This window comes from Aliamphritea ceti (genome assembly GCF_024347215.1).
In the GTDB taxonomy this organism is placed as follows: Bacteria; Pseudomonadota; Gammaproteobacteria; order Pseudomonadales; family Balneatricaceae; genus Amphritea; species Amphritea ceti.
Map to the genome: position 1 here is coordinate 1,462,688 of NZ_AP025282.1, position 21,232 is coordinate 1,483,919.

Consider the following 21,232-nt stretch of genomic DNA (forward strand, 5'->3'; position numbering starts at 1 on the left):
ACACATGTCTGAATCAGCGTTATATATAGTTGCGACCCCGATTGGAAATCTTGAAGATTTCACCCCCCGGGGGATCAAAACACTAAGTTCAGTCGCGTTAATCGCAGCTGAAGATACCCGACACAGTGCCCGGTTGATGGCGCATTTTGATATTAAAACGCCGATGATAGCAGTTCATGATCATAATGAACGCCAACAAGGTCAAAAAATTATCAATTCTTTAGCTCAGGGAGACAGTGTCGCATTAATTTCAGATGCTGGAACGCCACTGATTTCTGATCCTGGCTTTGTAATTGTTCGGGAAGTAAGGGCTGCAGGTTATCGGGTTGTACCTGTTCCCGGTTGCTGTGCCATGGTGGCAGCACTGAGCGCGGCGGGTATTGCGTCTGACCGGTTTGCTTTTGAAGGATTTGTACCGTCTAAATCGCAGCAGCGCTTAAATTACTATGAAAACTTGGCAGCAGAATCCCGGAGCCTGATTTTCTATGAGTCGCCGCATCGTATCGAAGCCAGTCTTGAGGCGATTGTTACGGCGTTCGGTGCTGACAGGCCAATCGTTATCGCACGTGAAATAACCAAAACATTTGAAACCTTTCTTTCCGGTTCCGCTGAAGAGGTTTTGCATCAGGTTCAGGCTGATCATAACCAGCGTAAAGGTGAGTTTGTAGTCATTGTTCAGGGCGCGCCTCAGGCAGACGCTAGTTTGCTGGATGCAGATGCAACACGGGTGTTAGATATTTTATTAGAAGAGCTGTCGGTTAAGCAGGCATCGGCACTGGCTTCTAAGATCACAGGTGTTAAAAAGAAAGTGCTGTATCAGGCTGCGCTTGAAAAGAAGGTCGATTAACGGTCCTTAAGATATTAGTTAAGCCAATAGTTATTCAGGCTAAAGCTATAATCACCTATTGAGTGTTTCTATGGTTGATCGGCATATTTTGTGTGCTGTTAACTGCCCTTATGCAGTTCATTGAGTTGTCGGCTGTCTTTGTTGCCGTCTTTGGCTCTGGCAGGCGTCTGTTTGGGCCAGGTACTGGCCCGGCTACAAAATGTGTAATTCTCTTGTATCTCAGTTTTTTCTTGGTATCCTTGCCGCCGAGAGTTCACCAGACAATCGTCGCTGGCAATAGCCAGGGGAGGAAAGTCCGGGCTCCATAGGATAGGGTGCCAGGTAACGCCTGGGGGGCGAAAGCCTACGGAAAGTGCAGCAGAGAGCAGACCGCCTAAGCTCAGCAATGAGCCGGTAAGGGTGAAAGGGTGCGGTAAGAGCGCACCGCGTGGGTGGCAACACATCACGGCATGGTAAACCCCACTCGGAGCAAGACCAAATAGGAATCCTTTAAGGTGTGATCCGCACTGGATTCGGGTAGGTCGCTTGAGGCCTGTGGCGACGCAGGTCCTAGATGAATGATTGTCCACGACAGAACCCGGCTTATCGGTGAATTCTCAAACTGTTTCTCAGTGCTTTCAAGGGGTTGTATGGCCCTTTGAGGCATTTGAGGGATGGTACATAAATTAATACAAAACCACTCTTTCTTCGTTGTTCTGCGAAGAAGTCCTGGCAACTGCTGTTGTGCATTTCTCTAGTGTTTTTTAATTCGGTTAAGCTGAAAGCTTTTTGAAAATAATTAACAGGCAAGTCAGAATAAAATATGTCTGGGTTTTAGCTTGTCGGTATGTTGTATCTGCTGTTTTCTTATCGAGTGTTTTTATAATGGTGGTATGAAAGTTTGTTTCATGCTTAAACCATGGAGCACAAGCGTCTGATTTCTATTTTTTCTTTGACGCTGTTGTCTCGTATTTGATTTTATTCCCGTAAAAAATATCTAATCTATAACTGAATTTGATTCCGCGGCTTGCATTATATGGCTTGCACGCTTTGTGGTGCTTGTAGTTTATGCATCAAATTTTTTGGGATTATTGCGTCAGAAGTGGACGCTAGAGAGAAGGGAGCCTATGATTTTTTTATATCCAGATATCTATAGAGTCTAAAGATAAGGATGGTTTGATGGATTCCTTCTCCCGCAAGCAAGCTGGTTTAACGACGGTCGAATATGCAATTGCAGCAGCGTTGATATCTGCGGGACTGATCTTGGCATTTACTGCGTTAGGCGTGTCAGTATTCAGTACTGTTGATAAATTAGCAGTTGCTATTCAGGTAAGTAGTTCAGGAGCAGGCAGTTCAGGAACAGGCAGTTCTGGATCGGGCGGTTCAGGAACAGGTGCTTCAGGAGCAGGCAGTTCAGGAACAGGCAGTTCTGGATCGGGCGGTTCAGGAACAGGTGCTTCAGGAGCAGGTGCTTCAGGAACAGGCAGTTCAGGAACAGGCAGTTCAGGAACAGGTGGTTCAGGAGCCGGCAGTTCAGGAATAGGCAGTTCAGGATCAGGCAGTTCAGGATCAGGCAGTTCAGGAACAGGCGGTTCTGGATCAGGCGGTTCAGGAGCGGGTAATTCAGGAACAGGTAGCTCAGGATCAGACAGCTCAGGATCAGGTGGTTCTGGTACAGGCAGTTCAGGATCGGGCGGTTCAGGAGTTGCTGGTTCAGTAGCAGGCAGTTCGGGATCAGGCAGTTCAGGGGCAAATAGTTCTGGGTCCGGCGGTTCGGGAGCTGGCAGTTCAGGAGTAACAGGTTCAGATGGCTTTGGCGGCAAAGGCGCCGTTATTCCAGGCGTAAGTGGCTATGCTTCAATAGATAGCGTGTCAAAAGAGCTGATATTTGCGGATGGCAATGCTGCTACTTCTCAGAAGCAGGTTATTTCGGATGTTAATGTGGGAGGCGGCGAACAATCAGCGTTTATAGCTAAAAGTGAGTACGCTGTTTGGTTCTGGGTTATTTCTTTTTTATTACTTGCTTTTCTCGTTAGCAGGTTTGCCCGGCGTCTGGTGCAAAACAAAGCCGACAATTAATTAAGAATTGTTGAGTATATGTTTTATAAGCGCTTACGTAATAGCAGTGCTCTTAAGCTCTTAAGGCGTAAGAATGCTCAATACTGGTAATGTTTGTTATGAGTTTACATAGTTAAATGTAGTCTTCTTATTGTTGATAAATCTATTCCTTTCACTTTGTTATACAGAAGCTCTGTAACTGTTGTGCTATCGGTTACCCAGTTGTCGTTATTTCTTACTCTGCATAGATAAAAACACTGTCACCATTTTGGTTGATGCAGCCTTATTTCCTGTTTGTAGATTGATTCTTAAGTCTATAATGATTCTTCTATCTTTATGATTTTCTTTCTTTTATGTGAAAGAGAAGTGCTGATCTGCAACAGATTTTTAGCGATTGTATGTCCTGAGGGTGTTCATGAAAATACAACATAAAATTATAGCTATTCCCCTGGCGGTAATGCTTTTTGTTAGTTTGGTCACCATTCTCTTTCTTGAACACACTCTTCGTAAAGATCTTCGGGATAGGAAAGTAGCTGAGTTAACGACACTGGCTGTAGCGTCTCTCGAGTCGCTTAAGACGCTTGAGGCTTTGGATGAACATGAAGACGAGCAAATAAGTCGTTCGTTTCAGCGCTTGGCGACGAATTTTTCCCATGCAGGCGATATACGTGTCACTTATATCGATGCAAATGGCAGGGTGCTTGGCGACTCTGAAGTAACTTACGATAAGTTATCGCACCTGGAAAACCATCTTGATCGTGCAGAGATTCTGCAGGCGTTAGAAGCAGGAAAAGGTGTGTCTGAGAGCTATAGTGATACGCTTAGTCTTAATATGGTTTATGTCGCAGTTCGCTCTGATGAAGATCATTTTACGGATGAGAACTCACATTTAGCACATCCGATTATTGCGCGTATCGCCCGTTCAGAGTTATCGATTCAGGCAGCTATTAATGAGTTTAGAGAAACCTTAATCGTAACGGGTTTAATCAGCCTGCTGGCTGTGCTCGGGTTGGGTTATTTTGGTTCCAGAGCAATGAATAAAGCTGTTATGAGTGAGCAATCTCTGTTGGAGCAGCGAGTTAACGACCGGACGACAGAGATTTCGATACTGCAAACGTTTGGTGCCTTGTTAAATGCATGTTCTACGTTGGCTGAGGCTGGCGAAGTTATGAAAAATGTTATTCCCCGTTTGATTCCCGGCTGTGCGGGTAGTATCTCTATTATTAAGGCGTCCCGTAACCGGTTAGATGCTATTACAAGCTGGGGCGGTGAGTGGCCCGGTGCTGAGAGATTTGCGCCCAGCGAGTGCTGGTCGCTTCGTAAAGGTCATCAGCATCTGGCTTTGGAACATGGTATTCAAACTTACTGTCAGCACTGGGCTGAGTCTCTTGAGGGGAATCAGACGTTGTGCCTTCCTTTGATAGCGCAAGGTGAAACTGTAGGTATTTTACATTTTGTGCTTCCTGATGGAGAGGGTTTTGACCAAAGTCAGGGGCTCATGAATTCTATCGCGGAGCAGGCTGGTCTGACACTTGCTAACATCCAGTTACGGGATACGTTGCGTGAGCAGGCGATCCGGGATCCTCTGACGGGCTTGTATAACCGGCGCTACATGCTTGAAGCGCTGGATCAGGCACACAGTAGGGTAGAACGTACTAACACTGAAATCGCGGTTCTGATGGTCGATCTTGATCACTTTAAACGCTTTAATGATAACTTTGGGCATGATGCGGGTGATCATGTGCTTAAAGCTTTCTCGCAAATACTCAAAGAGTCGTCCCGTAATGAGGATATTGCGTGTCGTTACGGCGGTGAGGAGTTCTGTATTGTCTGTCCGTCGACGAACGAAACTCAGGCGTTAAAAGTCGCGACACGTATCATTAAAGGGATAAGTAAGCAGGAACTGACAATGAATCAGTTGTCACTGGGCAAGGTGACAACATCTATTGGTATTGCTGTTTATCCTGGTCATGCCAGCTCGATGGACGAGGTTGTGAAGCTGGCAGACGAAGCGTTATATATAGCTAAGCAAAACGGCCGTGACCGGGTTGAGGTGATTCAGTTAAGCGGCGTAGATACAAGTGTTAGTGACGAGATTGAAAAGCTGGAATGTTCATAGCTTGATTGTGCGCTAGCAGTATTAAGTAATAGGTTGTTTGCTATTACATCGTGCCAGGAAGGATTGCTTTGTGAACAGTCGATAAGCTGTCGTTGCCTGTTCTTCATCGTGCAAGATAAAATATTGCGGATTATTCCAAGGCTTAAGCTGGCACTGTTGGACGGTAATCGTTAGCATGTCAGCTTATTTATTTGTACTGCCTTAATTTAAGCCTTAACTGGCTTTCCGGATAAGAATCATCACATCATGAGTTATCAGGTTCTGGCGCGAAAATGGCGCCCTGCAACATTTCAGGAGATGGTTGGCCAGGAGCATGTGCTCAAAGCACTGGTTAATGCCCTCGATGATGATCGTTTGCATCATGCTTACTTGTTCACCGGAACACGGGGTGTGGGTAAAACATCGATAGCGCGTTTGTTTGCTAAGTCGCTTAACTGCGCTGAGGGTGTGTCTTCTACCCCGTGTGGTGAATGTGCGCCTTGCCGGGAAATCAGTGAAGGCCGTTTTGTTGACTTAATTGAGGTCGATGCGGCGTCCCGAACTAAAGTTGAAGATACCCGGGAACTGCTGGAAAACGTTCAGTACGCGCCAACACATGGCCGCTATAAAGTGTACCTGATTGATGAGGTGCACATGCTTTCGACTCACTCTTTCAACGCGTTGCTGAAAACGCTGGAAGAGCCACCTCCGCATGTTAAATTTCTGTTAGCAACGACTGATCCGCAAAAACTGCCGGTGACGATTCTGTCCCGTTGTCTTCAGTTTAATTTGAAGAACATGATTCCTGAGCGAATTGTGGATCATTTGCGTCATGTTTTAACGCAAGAGTCGATTAAATTTGAAGAGCCTGCATTATGGCTGTTAGCCCGTTCGGCTGATGGTTCAATGCGGGACGCTATGAGTCTTACTGATCAGGCCATTGCTTTTGGTGCTGGCGAGATCAATGAAGCTGATGCCCGGTCTATGCTGGGAACGATTGATCAGCGTTTGGTTTATCGCTTGCTGGATAGCCTGGTGGCTCAGGATGCCAAGGAAATGTTGGCAACTGTGAGTGATCTTGCGCAGTTCTCGCCGGATTATAATACTGTTTTAGGTGACCTGATTAGCTTGCTACATCGGGTTGCACTTGGGCAGGTGATGCCTGATGCTGTCGATAATGGCATGGGTGACCGTCAGCAGGTACTTGAGCTTGCGCAGCAACTGACCGCTGAAGATGTACAGCTGTATTATCAGGTAGCACTGTTAGGCAGAAAGGATCTGCCTTATGTTCCGGATGCACGTGAAGGTCTGGAAATGGTCTTATTGCGTATGCTGGCATTCCGTCCGGCATCAGCTCCGCCCCGCAGTGGCGATAAGCCTAAAGCTTTAGCCGCTGACTCTGCTGCTCAGTCAGGCTCAGGAACGGCTAACCTTGCACCTGCTTCTGATGCAGTTGCCAGTTCTGAAGAAGCTCCCTTAGTAAGCTCTCAGGTAAGTTCTGATACCAGCCCTGATAACAATTCGAATACATCGCCTGCCGTTGAGTCAGTTGCGCAGCCTGTATCTGTGCCAGTTGTTGCTGATGCCGGGCGAGCTGAGGTTGCAACAGCCGAAGTAGAACAAACTGAAGCTATTTCTGATGGGGTTGCTCAGAATGGACATCCACAGGATGTGCCTCAAGTTGCTGAGTCGGCTGTGGCTGAGCCTGTAGCGGCGGTTATTCAAAATTCCACGCCTGTAGCTGACGCGGTAGTGGCTGTGAGCGCCCAGGAAAGTGTGCAGCCTGCTGTTGAGGTAAGTGCTCAGCCGGTAGCTGAAATACCGGTCGTTCAGGCGGCTCCGGCGCAGAAAATCCCCGCGCATGATGTTCCTCCATGGGAAGAACCGCCAGCATATGATGAATCATACTTTTCAGGTGCGTCGCAGGAGGCGTCTGAACCGTCAAAAAAGTCTGAAGGGTTTAGTCAGCCATCGGCACCGATGGCGCAGAGGGCGTATGAGCCAGAAATCGCTGCAGTGCCTGCGGTTAATATGCCGCCTTCAAATATGGCGACAGACTATATAACTGAACCGACGGCTGAAACTGTTTCACCGCAATTATCTGAGCTGGATGTATCGCAGTGGGTGTTGCTGGTGGATGTGCTTGGCCTATCCGGGATGACCTATATGATTGCCGCGAACACCTCGCTGGAAACTGTCAGTGACGGAGTATTCAGATTCCACTATGCGGATGAGCAGAAAAATATTCTCAATGAGGTCCATACTGACCGTATATCTGCGGCGCTGAGCGATTATTTTAAAGAGTCGCTTCAGGTAGAATTTGAGTTAGGTATTTTTAGTCGGGAAACACCGAGTCTGTATCGTTCGCGGAAAAAGTCAGAGCGTTTGGTTCAGGCCGTTGCAGCGATTGAGACGGATGCTACAGTTCAGGCGATAATCCAGCGTTTTAACGGGCGAATCGATATTTCATCCGTTGAGCCAATTGATGCGCCGGTGACACTGCATTAGTTTGCAGATAAAAAAATTTCACTTAACCGGCACTGATAGTGTGGGTTACAGGTATTAGATATCGAGGTTAAAGATGATGAAAGGTGGTATGGGCAATCTGATGAAACAGGCCCAGAAAATGCAGGAAGAGCTGCAAAAAGCTCAGGAAGAAGTAGCTAAAGCTGAAGTTAATGGCGAGTCCGGCGCCGGTATGGTGAAAATCGTCATGAACGGTCGTCACGACGTGAAGCGCGTTGATATTGATGACAGCCTGATGGAAGAAGATAAAGAAATACTGGAAGACCTTATCGCAGCAGCGGTAAATGATGCTGTGCGTAAAGTTGAGTCTGCCAGCCAGGAACGGATGTCTAAGGTGACCGGTGGCATGGGTATGCCGCCAGGTTTTAATATGCCGTTCTAAGGGGCGATTATGTCATTCAGTCCGTTAATTCAGTCACTGGTTGAAGCTTTTCGCTGTTTACCCGGTGTCGGGCCTAAAACGGCTCAGCGTATGGCATTTCATATGCTTGAGCGTGACCGTGAAGGCGGTGTCAGGTTGTCAGAGACTTTACAGCTGGCAATCGAGAATGTTGGCCGCTGTAGCCGTTGCCGCACCTTGTCTGAGAACGAGCTCTGTGAAATTTGTGATGATTCCCGTCGCGATAGTTCAAAGCTTTGCGTACTTGAAACTCCGGTAGACGTACTAGCGGTTGAGCAGACTGGTGGCTTTAACGGCCTGTACTTTGTATTGATGGGGCATTTGTCTCCGATTGACGGTATAGGCCCGCAGGATCTTGGGCTGGATGTTCTGCTTCAGCAAATCGATGGCGCCGAAATAGAAGAAATTATTCTGGCAACAAATCCAACGGTTGAAGGCGAAGCGACTGCTCACTATATAGCTGAGCAGGTAAAAGATATGGGGATTAAAGTAACTCGCATTGCTCACGGTGTTCCTGTGGGGGGTGAACTTGAGTTCGTTGATGGTGGAACACTGGCGCATGCGCTGGCTGGTCGCCGTTCTCTTCTCTGATAAGTCTTGTGCAGGAAATTTATATGAATGCTGGAAGTTCAGCACCTTACGATCATCTCGCCTTAGAAAATGCTGCGAAAGAGCCTGTTTGGGTTAGATCTGATGAAGAGTTGGCAAGCTGTTGTCAGCATTGGCTAACGCTGCCGTTAATTGCTCTGGATACAGAATTCATCCGCGTAGATACTTTTTATCCGTTACCCGGACTGATTCAGGTTGCTGATGATCAGCGTTGTTATCTGCTGGATCCGTTGTTGCTGGAGAATTATCAGCCGCTGATCGAGGTGTTTCGCGCATCTTCAGTGCTGAAGGTACTGCATGCATGTAATGAAGATTTAGAATTATTTCTCTATATGTTGGGCGAAATGCCAACCCCTGTGTTTGATACACAAGTTGCAGCAGGTTTTCTGGGTTGGGGGTTTTCCATGGGCTACCAGCGTATAGTTGAACATGCGCTGGGTATTGCTGTTGGAAAAGGTGAAACACGTTCGGACTGGTTACAGCGTCCATTAACTGCCGCGCAGGAGCATTATGCGACCCTTGATGTTGCTTACTTGCCAGCGTTGTATCTCAAGCAGAAAGAAGAGTTGGATACCCGGGAAATGACGGCCTGGCTGGAGGATGAGCTGCAGCAGCTGCTGGCAAATATTCCAGATCAGGATCCGGATGGCGTTCATTACTATAAACGCTTTAGTCAGGCCTGGAAGTTACCGGCGGAAAAGTTGGCTGCTCTTCGGGATTTGACCGCATGGCGTGAACGTATTTGCCGTCAGCGTGATGTTCCCCGTAACCGGGTCCTGAGAAATCAGACATTAATCGATATTGTTTATACCTGGCCGACGTCAGAATATGCGTTGTCACAGATAGATGATATTCGTCCCCGTTCGATTCGGCAGGATGGTTCGACTATATTAAGTTATCTGCAAATGGCAAAAAGCTCTGCAGCCGAGAATCCGCCTGAGTCTATCGTGCAGCCGCTGAGTTATGACTGGAATAAGCCGTTGAAGCAGCTTAAGGCTATGGCCCGTGAAAAGGCGACCGAGCTGAATATGGCGCCAGAGGTGCTGTTGCGAAAGAAGGACCTGGATGCCTTAATCCGCACCGGTGAGCAGGGTGAGTATAGTTTGCCGGAAACGTTAAGTGGCTGGCGAAAATCTGTAATTGGCGATGCGCTGGTTATTAAACTGAAAGAAATTGCATAACTAGCCTGCGAAGGCTGCTTCGGAATATCCATGAAAAAGATCTGTAGTGTTTTTAAGAGTTCGAAGAAGGATGAGATGTACCTGTATGTTGATAAGCAGGAACAGCTCAAGCGTGTGCCGGATGCACTTAAAAGTATGTTTGGCACGCCGTTGCATGTATTCGATATGTTGATTACGCCGGAAAAGAAAATGGCCCGGGCAGAGGCGGCAAAGGTATTGAGCGATATTCAGGAGAAAGGTTTCTTTCTGCAAATGCCGCCGGTTAAAGAAGACTATCTGCTGGATTTACATGTCGATCGTCCGGAAACCGGAGTACGCTGATGGCCGCTGAAGTTTTCTGGCGTTCTACACCGCTGGAAGAAATGTCAGAAAGTCAGTGGGAGTCGCTCTGTGATGGCTGTGCTTTGTGCTGCCTGCATAAGGTTGAAGATGAAGAAACAGAGCAGGTGTATTACACCAGTGTTGTTTGTCATTTGCTTGATCTGGATAACATGTATTGTACTGAGTATGAGAAGCGTTGTTCATTAGTACCTCAGTGCGTCAAGCTCAGACCGGAAGATGTCGAAGAGTTCCATTGGTTGCCCCGAACCTGTACCTACCGCCTGGTTCATGAAGGTAAGGATATTCCTGACTGGCATCCGTTAATTACCGGACGACGCGAATCTGTTAAACAGGCGGGTGCTTCTGTTGTTAGCTGGTTTGAAGTGACGGATGATCAGATATCAGAAGATGATTATATTGATTATGTGATCGAATCCGGTGGCCCTGCTTAGTGCCACCGCTTGCCTTTTTTGTTGTTTCTTTTCTATAGTTTGTTTCTTTTTACTGCCTCGCCATAAACTGATGTTGCCTGGTAGTTGTCTTTGTTTGTGTTCTGCAGGATTAAAAATACAGGAGTTTTTTTGATGACCGGATTAAAAGTTGCGATGGCGGGTGCGCTGGCATCGGTTATTTTGTCTGGATGTGCTTTGCTTCAGCCGGCAGAGCATCAGTGGCAGGATGGTAAGGAATATCGTCTGACCGTTTTACATACCAATGATCATCATGGGCGCTTCTGGGCGAATCGTCATGGTGAGTATGGCATGGCGGCGCGAAAAACGCTGATTGATCAAATCCGTGCTGAAGTAGCTGCAGAGGGTGGTGAGCTACTATTGCTGTCCGGTGGTGATATCAATACCGGCGTGCCCGAATCTGATCTTCAGGATGCTGAGCCTGATTTTAAAGGGATGAGTCGTATAGGCTATGACGCAATGGCGGTTGGTAATCATGAGTTTGATAACCCACTTGATGTGTTGCGTCAGCAGCAGGAATGGGCTGATTTTCCTTTTTTAGCTGCAAATATTTATCAGCAGAGCAATGGTGAGCGACTATTCAGGCCGTACCATATTTTTAATAAGGGTGATTTGAAAATAGCAGTACTTGGTTTGACGACCAAAGACACCGGTAAGTTAGGCAATCCTGAGTATATTGGCGATATAGCCTTTACTGATCCTGTTGCTGAGGCGGCGACTTTAGTGCCGGAGTTACGTGCGCAGGCTGATGTTGTGATTGCTGCCACGCATATGGGGCACTATGTAGATGCTGCTTACGGTATTAATGCACCTGGTGATGTGACGATGGCGCGGGAAGTAGATGGTCTGGATATGATCATTGGCGGACATTCGCAGGATCCGGTTTGTATGACTGCAGAAGGTAAAGCTGATTCAGACTTTAAGCCAGGTTCAGCCTGTATGCCGGATGTGCAAAACGGGACTTTGATTATGCAGGCGCATGAATGGGGTAAATATGTGGGCCGTGCGGATCTAGTTTTTAAAGGCGGTGAGGTGAGTTTACAGCGCTATCAGCTGATACCGGTGAACCTGAAGAAAAAAGTTAAAGATGCTGATGGTAATAAGGTCAGGGTATTGGTTGCAGATGCTATAGCTGATGATGCGGCCATGAAGGCTTTTTTGCAGCCATATCAGGATAACGGTCAGGAGCAGTTGCAGGTTCAGATTGGTTCTGTAGACGCTAAACTTGAGGGCGACCGGGATGTTATTCGTTTTCAGCCAACCAACCTGGGTGTTTTGATTGCTCAGTCGCAGATGGATAAAACCAATGCCGACTTTGCTGTAATGAATTCAGGCGGTATTCGGGACAGTATTGCAGCAGGTAATATTACTTATAAAGATGTGCTTAAGGTGCAGCCGTTTGCAAACGCTGTGGCGTTTGTGGAATTAAGCGGGGCTGAGTTGCTGGACTATCTTAAGGCGGTGGCAGAGAAACCTGTTGATAGTGGTGCGTTTGCGCAGTTTGCAGGTGTTCAGTTAGAAGTGCTGGGTGGTAAGTTGCAAAAGGTTATGGTGGCTGGTGAGGTTGTTGATCCTCGCAGAACCTATCGAATGGCTATTAATAGCTACATAGCATCGGGTGGTGATGGGTATCCGAAAATGGATACGCATCCGGGCTACGTTAATACCGGGTTTGTCGATGCCGAAGTGCTGCGTGCCTTTATTCAGAGTAATAGTCCGTTGCGGGCTTCTGGCTTTGAGTCAGCGGATATTGTGCGGCACTAGTTATGCTGAGCGTTCAGCTTTGTTTCAGTTTGTGGTTCTAAGGTGCTGATTCTGAAGCAAGCTGAGCAGACTGTGTTTGTTGGCTAACCGAAAAGAAATACTGACTCTTCTGGGGAGTGAATGTGAGCGTACAGCAGAATAGACTGACGGCTTTTGCCAAAGCGACTTTATCCGACATGCCATTAAACGTCGCCGCTTTACCCAGAAAGCCGGGACGTTCCGAATCTGTTTTGGATGTTGCTATTACAGACGTTCTTTTAAATGAGCGGTTTGAGTCAGTGATGGCTGCGCTCATTGCTGCAGGTCCTCATGAAAGTGTGTACGAATATCGTGAAAAAGAAGAAACGCCAGAATTTGAGACGTTAAGAGTTCAGCTTGATGCGTTGTTTATAAGTAATGGTATTTCTCCTGAGAAAGGGCTTGAGGCATTTATATATGCCTGGCAGTGTGCCAGAGATACCAATAAACCAGGTTTAGATGTGTTGCGCAGTATTGATGAATTGCCAGCGGCTGCTCGCCTGAATTTATCCCTTTACATAGCGGGGATTGCTACCCGGCTGATTAATGACAGTACCTTGGTTGGGCAGTCTTACATTTCTGAAGCGGCGAATACTTTATTGCTTGAGTTGTTTTACACTGAAATTGCTGCTTGTCGGGAGTCACTGGTAGATGAGGCGGATCTGGCCGCATTATTGGTTTATGTTTCACGCCTGGAGTTGGCGTTTGACCATCATCGTCAGGCGGCTTTAACGTTAATGGCGTGTTTGGAGCTTTCGCTCAGCAGTAATACTTATGAAATGTCGACTTTATTTGGTTTTAGTGCCTGCCGGGCATCTGTTGTTGAAGATATAGGTGTCGCGCTAAGTTATTTGGGTTTAGAGCCGACAGCGATAGAGTGCTTTGCTCAGGCATTTGAAATGTACAAACATGGTTTTGGTAGCCGTTATCGTTTAAATCTGGTTACTACCGAGTCGCTATTTACTGTTGCGACGCTGCATGCCTCTATTGATCAGTCTGAGCAGGCGGTTGCTAAATACAGTGAATATCTTGATGTCACAAAGCCACTGATTCAGAGTGATTTTCTGAATAAAAATGAACAGCTTTGGACGAAGCGTGAACACGCGTCGCACTATGTAATGGAGAATAGCCAGCCTCAGCCTGATAAGACACAGCCATGTTTATGTGGCAGTGGAGGGCGTTATCTGGACTGTTGTTATGATTTACATGTTGATGATGCGGTTTAGTCGAGTGATATAGTTCTTTATATATCAGTGTGTTACTTGGAAGTGTGAGTAGTTGTTGATATCTGTATTAATTTTTTTCAATAAAATCTGAAAATATTGAGTTTTACTAATTTTAATTCTATTTCTATGATGTCTCCACCTTATGAGCTGTTACGCAGTTTCGCGATACAGCCAGATAAACCAGAGGAGAGACATCATGAGTCTGGAAAAGCGCGATTTACAAACCCGTTTGGCATCCCAGGGAGTATTAACAGCATCCCGTGTCGCTTGCAGCGATGTGCAAGCGGTTGCGCTGATGAATCTTGGTGAGAGATTTGATCTTCTGGTAGCAGAGTACTCTAAACAGGTTGATTTAAAGGGAGATGTGGTTGAAAGCAGTCATCCTTTTACGTCTGAAGAAAATGATCTTGCAGCAGTGTCTTTACGGGCAGCCCGACGTATAGCAAATGAAGCAGCTGAGCCTTTGCTGGTTGCTGCGGAAGTTAATGCAGCATCGCATAGTGATTATGCAGTTGTGTTAGAGCAAGTGTCTGTAGCGGGTGCTGATTTCGTTATCCAAAGTAATCTGGCCAGCAAAGAAACTGCATTGTTATTTCTGCAGGCTGCTGCTGTGTCAGGTATTCCGGCTGTACTGAGTCTTGATCAGTCAGCATTTGTTGATAAAGGTGAGTCAGCTGTTGAACTTGCGCAGACTTTATATAAGGCTGGTGCAGTGGCTGTTGGTGTGACTGGCTATATCGGCCCGCAAAACACTGAAGAAGTAAACGGGCATTACTGGATAGCGGACAAGCGTGGCTCTTTATATATACATTAAGCATGGCTTGCCGTGCTGGTTACAGGTTTGATCTGAAGTACTGAATCAAATTTCCCACCTATAAAAACGGAGATCCAGGTCTCCGTTTTTCGTTATGATTTAATATCAAAAAAATTCAAGTTTATCTGCGTCGACAAATGTCATTTGTGGCGGTTTCATATGTTAAAATTCTGCAGCCGCGAAAGCGCATTAGCTTACTGACGGTTTGATTTTGTAGTTGTAGATTTTTTCTCTTGTCAGGCTGGTATACAGCCCTGATTCAGTTTTATCTCTTCTGTTTTATTGCTCTGTTTTCAGATTCTCCGACTGGCTTTAAGCCCTTGAGATATCTGGTCTTGACGATTGCCCAAAATCTGTTTTACGGCCTTGCAAAAGCCAAGGTTAATTTCTATAGTGTGACGTAGTGGGTAAATGTGGGTAAATGTGGAGCAAAGGGGAATTAAAGTGGAAGTCAGGGCATGTTCCGGGGTGTAAACCCGATTAATCTCGATGCCAAGGGCCGAATGGCCATTCCGGCGCGCTACCGTGAGGCAATCTCAGGGTTCTGTGCCGGGCAGTTAGTAGCCACTATTGATACTGAAGACCGTTGTCTGCTGCTTTACCCGCTTTCCGAATGGGAAGAAATTCAGGAAAAAATTGAAGCGCTTCCTAGCTTTAACAAACAGGCCCGGCGAATTCAGCGTTTGCTGATAGGCCATGCGACCGATCTGGAAATGGATAATAACGGTCGCCTTTTATTGCCAGCACCATTACGTGATTACGCTGAGCTGGAAAAGAAAATCATTCTGCTGGGGCAGGGCAATAAGTTCGAGATCTGGAGTGAAGACCGCTGGAACAGCACCCGGGATGATTATCTGAATGATGATGACGGCGGAATGGAACTGCCGGATGATTTGCAAAATTTATCGCTTTAAGCCGGTAACGGCTGATGAAAACCATTAGGGGTCAATGCACATGAGTGCAGAATTTCAACACATTACAGTGCTGCTGAATGAAGCTGTCGATACCCTTGTTGGTGACGGAGATGGTTTTTATATTGATGGAACCTTTGGCAGGGGCGGGCATTCCGCACTGGTTCTTGAACGTTTAACGCCGCAGGGCAAGTTACTGGCAATTGATAAAGATCCTGAAGCAATTGCCTGTGCAGCACAGCGATTTGCAACAGAACCGCGCTTCGATATCGAGCGCGGTTCTTTCGCTCAGCTACAGGAGTTTGTTGAAGCCCGTGATCTGTCAGGCAAGCTGGACGGTGTGTTACTGGATCTGGGGGTTTCTTCTCCGCAACTGGATGATCCAAACCGCGGCTTCAGTTTTATGACTGATGGCCCGTTAGATATGCGCATGAACCCGGACGTTGGGGAAAGTGCTGCTGAATGGCTGACCCATGCGACTGAGGCGCAAATTGCGGATGTTCTTTATACCTATGGAGAAGAACGTCACGGTCGCCGAATAGCCAGAGCTATTCTGGCTGCACAAGCAGAAGAACCTATTACGACGACAGGGCGCTTATCAAAGATTGTCGCTGATGCGAACCCTTCTTGGGAAAAAGGTAAGAATCCTGCTACCCGTGCTTTTCAGGGTATCCGTATATTCATTAACCGCGAGCTGGATGATCTGGAAGCCTGTCTTGAGCAATCACTGGAAATGCTTAAGGTCGGTGGCCGACTGGTTGTGATTAGCTTCCACTCTTTGGAAGACAGAATAGTTAAACGTTTTATTCGTCAGCACGTGAAAGGTGATGAGCATTTGCCGAGAGGTATTCCTTTTACCGATGACATGTTGGAAAAACGACTTAAGGCTGTGACAAAAGCTGTTAAAGCCAGTCGTAAAGAAGTTGATGATAACCCGCGTTCACGCAGTGCCGTTATGCGTGCGGCGGTAAAACTGAAGTGAAAGTTAGTTGGCCTGCCTGGCTGCAGTTTGGTACTGCAGCCCTGAGTGATGAGGAAAATGATTCAGTAGTTGCTGAACGTCCTGCTGTCATGCTGAAGGCCAGTGATCTGTACGTTAAATCGGTTGTTCTGTTGGTGTTGGTAAGTTGCATTGTTATTTCGGCATTGATGGTTATTTTTACCGCCTATCAGTACCGCCTGAACTTTAACCATCAACAGCAACTGGTGCAGCAATGGGATGAGTTACAGGTGGAGTGGGGGCAGCTGCTTTTAGAGCAAGGAGCCCTGGCAGCGAATAGCCGGGTTGAAAACCTGGCAACTAAAAAGTTAAGCATGCAGATTCCGGCCAGAATAGAGGTTATACGTGATGAGCGTTAAAGCTACAGCGAACAGTCAGGATAACCAGGAGATGTTGCAAGACGTCGCCGGTATCCAGACGCGTGCTGCACGTGGCTGGCGCTTGTGGCTGGTACTGCTGCTCTTGTTGCTGATTGCTGGCTTTATTGTTGCCAAAATGGTTTCGCTGAATGTGCAGGATCAGGCATTTTTGCAAAAGCAGGGCGATTCCCGGGTATTACGAACGACGGCGATTCCGGCGCACCGTGGTGTAATTACCGATCGAAATGGCGAACCATTGTCTGTCAGTGCTCCAGTAGCAACGGTATGGGTAAATCCGAAAGAATTCGAAATTGAGAATCCTGCTGTTGGCAAGCTTGCAAGCTTGCTGGGTTTTAAACCCGGTGAAGTGAAAGAGAAAGTAGCCCGTTACCGAACTAAGCAGTTTTTATATTTGAAGCGACAGATTACGCCAGATCTTGCAGAAAGTGTTGAGGCTCTGCGTATTAAAGGGCTGCATGTCGATCGGGAATATAAGCGTTATTACCCAGCATCTGAAGTGACTGCCCACCTTGTGGGTTTTACTAATTTAGATGGTGTCGGGCAGGAAGGACTTGAGTTGGCATTTGAGGACTGGCTCAAAGGTGTTCCGGGCAAAAAACTAGTAATGCGTGATTTGCTGGGTCGGACAATTAAGCATATTCGCCAGGTCGAAGATGTTGTGCAGGGTAAAGATCTGCAGTTGAGTATTGATCTGCGTCTGCAGTATTTAGCTTACCGTGAGCTGAAGGCTGCAGTCAGTGCACATAAAGCGGATTCTGGCGCACTGGTTATGTTGAATGCTCGAACCGGTGAGGTGTTAGCGATGGTGAATCAGCCGTCGTTTAACCCAAACGATCGCTCGAACCTGATTCCTGCAATGCTTAGAAATCGTGCGATCACGGATATTTTTGAACCAGGTTCAACTATGAAGCCGTTAACAGTTGCTGCGGCGCTAATGAGTGGTCAGTACACGGCGGAAAGTGTGGTAGACACCGCGCCAGGTTATATTCGGGTCAGAGGGCGGACCATCAGAGATCACCGTAATTATGGTGAGCTGGATATGACCAAGATTATTACTAAGTCCAGTAACGTAGGTGTGACTAAGTTAGCGCTGAGTATGCATGAAGATGCAGTGCGTAACGTGTTTTACAACCTTGGTCTGGGGCAGTCCACAAACAGTGGGTTTCCAGGGGAGCAGACCGGGGTTTTACCGTACATAGAAAAGAAACGTGTAGTTGAGCGGGCCACTATGTCATACGGCTATGGTTTATCAGCAACGCCGTTGCAGGTTGCTCAGGCATATTTGCCATTTGCCAACCAGGGTGTGATGCCAACAGTTTCATTGCTGAAGATTGATAAGCCTGACAGTTCAGTGCGGGTAATGCCGGTAGATATCGCTGAAACGATTTTAGACATGATGGAAACGGTTACCAATAAAGGCGGTACCGGAACCCAGGCTGCGGTTGATGGGTACCGGGTTGCAGGTAAGACAGGTACTGCACATAAAGCTGCTAAAGGTGGTTATAAAGAAGATCAGTATATTTCGGTATTCGCAGGCATCGCTCCGGTAAGTGATCCACGGATAATCACTGTTGTGATGATAGATAATCCGAAAGGTCAGGAGTATTACGGCGGTGAAGTAGCTGCGCCGGTCTTTGCGCGGGTCGTAGGTGGTGCGTTACGCAGTTTAAATGTTGCACCGGATAAGTTGGCCGAAGGCGAGACCCAGGTGGTAATGAAATGACAGGTTTGGGAACGGGGAAACAACTAGCTGAACTGTTGGCGATAGGGGTCGCGGACAGTCAGTTAGCCCCACTTATTCATGATGCTGATCTGACTAATGTGCAGATCAGTGCGTTGACGCTGGATAGCCGTATGGTGCAGCCGGGTATGTTGTTTTTTGCCCGCTCAGGCGTTGCTCATCGTGGTTGTGACTTTATTCTTGATGCGCAGGCTAAAGGTGCTGCTGCGGTTGTTGTTGCAGCGACCGACTGGCAGGCAGGTTTTAGCGGTCAGGATGAAGTGACTGTCCCGGTTATTCAGGTTGTAGATATAGATGCTGCAACCGGGGCGATTGCTGCACAGTTTTACGGCCAGCCAGGTCAGCGGCTGAAAGTGATTGGTGTAACCGGTACTAATGGTAAAACATCTTGTGCGCATTATATTGCACAGGGGCTAAATGCGCTGGGTGAAAAAACAGCGTTGATCGGTACGGTAGGTAATGGGTTGTTGGACGGTTTGAAACCGGCAACTCATACCACGCCGGATGCTATCAGTCTGCAGGCGCTGCTGGCCGATTTTGTTGCAGCCGGTGCAACTGCCGTCGTTATGGAAGTGTCCAGTCACGCCCTTGATCAGCAGCGGGTTGCCGGACTGAAGTTTGATTTAGCCGCATTTACTAATCTTTCCCGCGATCATTTGGATTATCACGGTGATATGCAGGCATATTTTTCTGCTAAAGCACGCTTATTTACTGAACTACAGGTGCCCCGGCAGGTCATTAATCTGGATGATGAGTACGGACAGAAGTTACAAGTATTGGCTATTGGCGATTCAGTTACCACTTTTGGTGAAAGTACCAGTGCAGCAGTAGTCGCTTCAAACATTGAACTGAGTAGTAAGGGTATTGCTGCTGAACTGAAAACCCCCTGGGGTAGTTTGCAGATTCATTCACCTCTGTTAGGGCGTTTTAATCTCAGTAATTTGTTGCTGACAGTCAGCGCTTTAGGCGAGTTAGATTTCAGTGCATCACAGATTGAAAGTGCTGTTGCAAATATTCATGCGGTACCGGGAAGGATGCAGGCTGTTCAGAGCGCGTTACCAGTAGTGCTGGTGGATTACGCCCATACGCCGGATGCACTGGAGAAAGCTTTGCAGGCATTGATGGATTATTGCCAGGGTGACCTGGTTTGTGTGTTTGGCTGCGGTGGTGACCGTGATAATGGTAAGCGTCCTCAGATGGCAAAAGTAGCGGAAGCTCTTGCGGATACGTTAGTTGTTACCAGTGATAATCCCCGGACAGAAGAGCCCGAGACTATTATCGATATGGTGGTGGCTGGATTGAAGGCTGAGACCAGGTTTGTACGCATCGCTGATCGACGAGAAGCAATAGAACACGCAATTGCAGCGTTGAAAGAAGAAGATATTTTGCTGATTGCCGGAAAAGGCCATGAAGATTACCAGGAAGTGAACGGTGTGCGCTTACCTTTTGATGATGTAGAAGTTGCACGTAGCGCAATGAACAATATCTCCCGTGTTACATCTGAAGGAGAGCAGCGATGAACGGACCATTTTCGTTAGAGCAACTTCAGCAAGCGCTTCGGGCTGATTTAATCAATGCTACTGCTGTAAGTGTTACGGGAGTAAGTACAGATTCCCGCCAGTTAGTTAGTGGTGATTTGTTTCTGGCGATTAAAGGACCAAATTTTGATGCGCATAGTCTGGTTGCCCAGGCTGAAGAAAAAGGTGCAGTTGCACTGGTCGTTGAGCATCAGGTTGATTCAGATTTACCTCAGTTGATTGTCAAAGATAGTCGTTTAGCTCTGGGTGATCTTGGTGCATTTAACCGGAGTTTTTTTTCGGGCAGCGTGTTTGCCATTACAGGCAGTAGCGGTAAGACCACTGTAAAAGAAATGTTAGCGTCAATAAATAGTCAGAGGGGCCAGACATTAGCAACTCTGGGCAATCTGAATAATGAAATTGGTGTACCACTGACATTGTTAAGACTGAGTACTCAGGATCAGTTTGCTGTAATTGAAATGGGTGCCAGTGGCGCGAATGAAATTGATTACAGTGTTGGTCTGACGAAACCGGATGTCGCATTGTTAAATAATGCATTAGCTGCACATCTTGAAGGTTTTGGTAGTTTGGAAGGCGTGGTTCATGCGAAAGCAGAAATCTTTAACGGGTTGTCGGCTGAGGGTGTCGGCATTATTAACCGGGATGATCCGCATTACAGTGTTTGGAAAGACATTCTGGGAGAGCAACCTCAGCTAAGTTTTGGTCTGCACCCGGAAGCTGATGTAACTGCTTCAGAAATCCAGCGCCAGGAAAATGGATGTTATCAGTTTGAACTGCATTTTAAAGGTCAGCAGCAAACCGTACAGCTGGCCATGCTGGGACGCCATAACGTGAATAATGCGTTAGCTTCGGCTGCAACTGCTTTGGCTGATAACTGTTCTTTGAAGGTTATTTCCGAAGGATTAGGTGCTTGCAAAGCGGTGCCAGGCAGAATGTGCCCGATCGCAGCAGATAATGGATTACTAATTGATGATACCTATAACGCTAATCCGGGCTCAATGAAGGCTGCAGTTGATGCCTTACTGGACTTGGCTTCTGATGATGCTCTGAGTGTTTTAGCTCTGGGCGATATGGGTGAATTAGGTCCGGACGAAATTGAGATTCATGCCGATATAGGCCGTTATGCTGCACAAGCCGGAGTGGATGTGCTGTATACCTGCGGGCCTTTGAGCGCTAATACAGTAGCCGCCTATCGGTCAGCTGGTGGTAAACAGTCAGAAAGTTATCAGCGTCACGAAGATGTTGTAGCTGCGATACAGCAATTATCGAATAACAGGGTGACGCTGGCGAAGGGATCGCGGAGCGCAAGAATGGAACAGGTCATTAAGGGCCTGCAAGAGAGAGGTTAAAT

At 47.2% G+C, this 21,232-nt stretch carries 19 protein-coding genes and 1 other RNA gene; 19 read left to right on the forward strand and 1 reads right to left on the reverse strand.

All coding sequences use genetic code 11. The annotated features are described in order from the left end of the window. Positions 1–4: 4 nt before the first annotated feature. Together rsmI and rnpB are read left to right on the forward strand one after the other, a co-directional pair. Positions 5–847 (forward strand): 16S rRNA (cytidine(1402)-2'-O)-methyltransferase, encoded by an 843-nt coding sequence (gene rsmI, locus OCU49_RS06725; RefSeq protein WP_261844212.1) that lies wholly within the window; start codon positions 5–7, stop codon positions 845–847. A 248-nt stretch (positions 848–1,095) separates the two neighbouring features. Continuing rightward, an RNA gene (gene rnpB, locus OCU49_RS06730) (RNase P RNA component class A) lies at positions 1,096–1,448 on the forward strand. Between the two features lie 699 nt (positions 1,449–2,147). On the opposite strand, the gene OCU49_RS06735 is transcribed toward rnpB, so the two are convergent. Next, complete coding sequence (locus OCU49_RS06735; RefSeq protein WP_261844213.1) at positions 2,148–2,579, reverse strand: hypothetical protein; 432 nt, start codon at positions 2,577–2,579, stop codon at positions 2,148–2,150. A 116-nt stretch (positions 2,580–2,695) separates the two neighbouring features. Here OCU49_RS06735 and OCU49_RS06740 point away from each other — a divergent pair, with 116 nt between their 5' ends. The 17 genes from OCU49_RS06740 to OCU49_RS06820 all read left to right on the forward strand — a co-directional run bounded on the left by OCU49_RS06740 (position 2,696) and on the right by OCU49_RS06820 (position 21,230). Further along, positions 2,696–2,905 (forward strand): hypothetical protein, encoded by a 210-nt coding sequence (locus OCU49_RS06740; RefSeq protein ID WP_261844214.1) that lies wholly within the window; start codon positions 2,696–2,698, stop codon positions 2,903–2,905. A gap of 394 nt (positions 2,906–3,299) precedes the next feature. Beyond that, positions 3,300–5,003: a sensor domain-containing diguanylate cyclase gene (locus OCU49_RS06745; RefSeq protein WP_261844215.1), complete on the forward strand. Its 1,704-nt coding sequence runs from the start codon at positions 3,300–3,302 to the stop codon at positions 5,001–5,003. Positions 5,004–5,249: 246 nt separating this feature from the next. After that, entirely contained in the window at positions 5,250–7,490 is a 2,241-nt protein-coding gene (dnaX, locus tag OCU49_RS06750; protein ID WP_261844216.1) for a DNA polymerase III subunit gamma/tau, read from the forward strand. Positions 7,491–7,563: 73 nt separating this feature from the next. Next, on the forward strand, positions 7,564–7,890 hold the full coding sequence (locus OCU49_RS06755) for a YbaB/EbfC family nucleoid-associated protein (RefSeq protein ID WP_261844217.1): 327 nt from the start codon (positions 7,564–7,566) through the stop codon (positions 7,888–7,890). 9 nt (positions 7,891–7,899) lie between these two features. Beyond that, on the forward strand, positions 7,900–8,499 hold the full coding sequence (gene recR, locus OCU49_RS06760; protein ID WP_261844218.1) for a recombination mediator RecR: 600 nt from the start codon (positions 7,900–7,902) through the stop codon (positions 8,497–8,499). A gap of 23 nt (positions 8,500–8,522) precedes the next feature. Continuing rightward, entirely contained in the window at positions 8,523–9,698 is a 1,176-nt protein-coding gene (gene rnd, locus OCU49_RS06765) for a ribonuclease D (RefSeq protein WP_261844219.1), read from the forward strand. 30 nt (positions 9,699–9,728) lie between these two features. Next, a complete protein-coding gene (locus tag OCU49_RS06770) occupies positions 9,729–10,019 on the forward strand; it encodes a YcgL domain-containing protein (protein WP_261844220.1) in 291 nt (96 codons plus the stop codon). Then, complete coding sequence (locus OCU49_RS06775) at positions 10,019–10,471, forward strand: YcgN family cysteine cluster protein (protein ID WP_261844221.1); 453 nt, start codon at positions 10,019–10,021, stop codon at positions 10,469–10,471. Before OCU49_RS06770 ends, OCU49_RS06775 begins: the two co-directional genes overlap by 1 nt. A gap of 132 nt (positions 10,472–10,603) precedes the next feature. After that, on the forward strand, positions 10,604–12,253 hold the full coding sequence (gene ushA, locus OCU49_RS06780) for a bifunctional UDP-sugar hydrolase/5'-nucleotidase UshA (protein ID WP_261844222.1): 1,650 nt from the start codon (positions 10,604–10,606) through the stop codon (positions 12,251–12,253). Positions 12,254–12,375: 122 nt separating this feature from the next. Further along, positions 12,376–13,497, forward strand: a complete 1,122-nt coding sequence (locus tag OCU49_RS06785) for a YchJ family protein (protein ID WP_261844223.1) — start codon at positions 12,376–12,378, stop codon at positions 13,495–13,497. A 196-nt stretch (positions 13,498–13,693) separates the two neighbouring features. After that, complete coding sequence (locus OCU49_RS06790) at positions 13,694–14,311, forward strand: hypothetical protein (protein ID WP_261844224.1); 618 nt, start codon at positions 13,694–13,696, stop codon at positions 14,309–14,311. Positions 14,312–14,769: 458 nt separating this feature from the next. After that, positions 14,770–15,225: a division/cell wall cluster transcriptional repressor MraZ gene (mraZ, locus tag OCU49_RS06795; protein ID WP_261844225.1), complete on the forward strand. Its 456-nt coding sequence runs from the start codon at positions 14,770–14,772 to the stop codon at positions 15,223–15,225. Positions 15,226–15,265: 40 nt separating this feature from the next. Beyond that, on the forward strand, positions 15,266–16,204 hold the full coding sequence (gene rsmH, locus OCU49_RS06800; protein ID WP_261844226.1) for a 16S rRNA (cytosine(1402)-N(4))-methyltransferase RsmH: 939 nt from the start codon (positions 15,266–15,268) through the stop codon (positions 16,202–16,204). Beyond that, positions 16,201–16,581 (forward strand): cell division protein FtsL, encoded by a 381-nt coding sequence (gene ftsL / locus OCU49_RS06805; RefSeq protein ID WP_261844227.1) that lies wholly within the window; start codon positions 16,201–16,203, stop codon positions 16,579–16,581. The genes rsmH and ftsL overlap by 4 nt, the downstream gene beginning before the upstream one ends. Further along, a complete protein-coding gene (locus OCU49_RS06810; protein ID WP_261844228.1) occupies positions 16,571–18,325 on the forward strand; it encodes a peptidoglycan D,D-transpeptidase FtsI family protein in 1,755 nt (584 codons plus the stop codon). The genes ftsL and OCU49_RS06810 overlap by 11 nt, the downstream gene beginning before the upstream one ends. Beyond that, entirely contained in the window at positions 18,322–19,863 is a 1,542-nt protein-coding gene (locus tag OCU49_RS06815) for a UDP-N-acetylmuramoyl-L-alanyl-D-glutamate--2,6-diaminopimelate ligase (protein WP_261844229.1), read from the forward strand. The genes OCU49_RS06810 and OCU49_RS06815 overlap by 4 nt, the downstream gene beginning before the upstream one ends. Further along, positions 19,860–21,230, forward strand: coding sequence for a UDP-N-acetylmuramoyl-tripeptide--D-alanyl-D-alanine ligase (locus tag OCU49_RS06820; protein WP_261844230.1), 1,371 nt, complete (start codon positions 19,860–19,862; stop codon positions 21,228–21,230). Before OCU49_RS06815 ends, OCU49_RS06820 begins: the two co-directional genes overlap by 4 nt. The last annotated feature ends 2 nt before the right edge of the window (positions 21,231–21,232 follow it).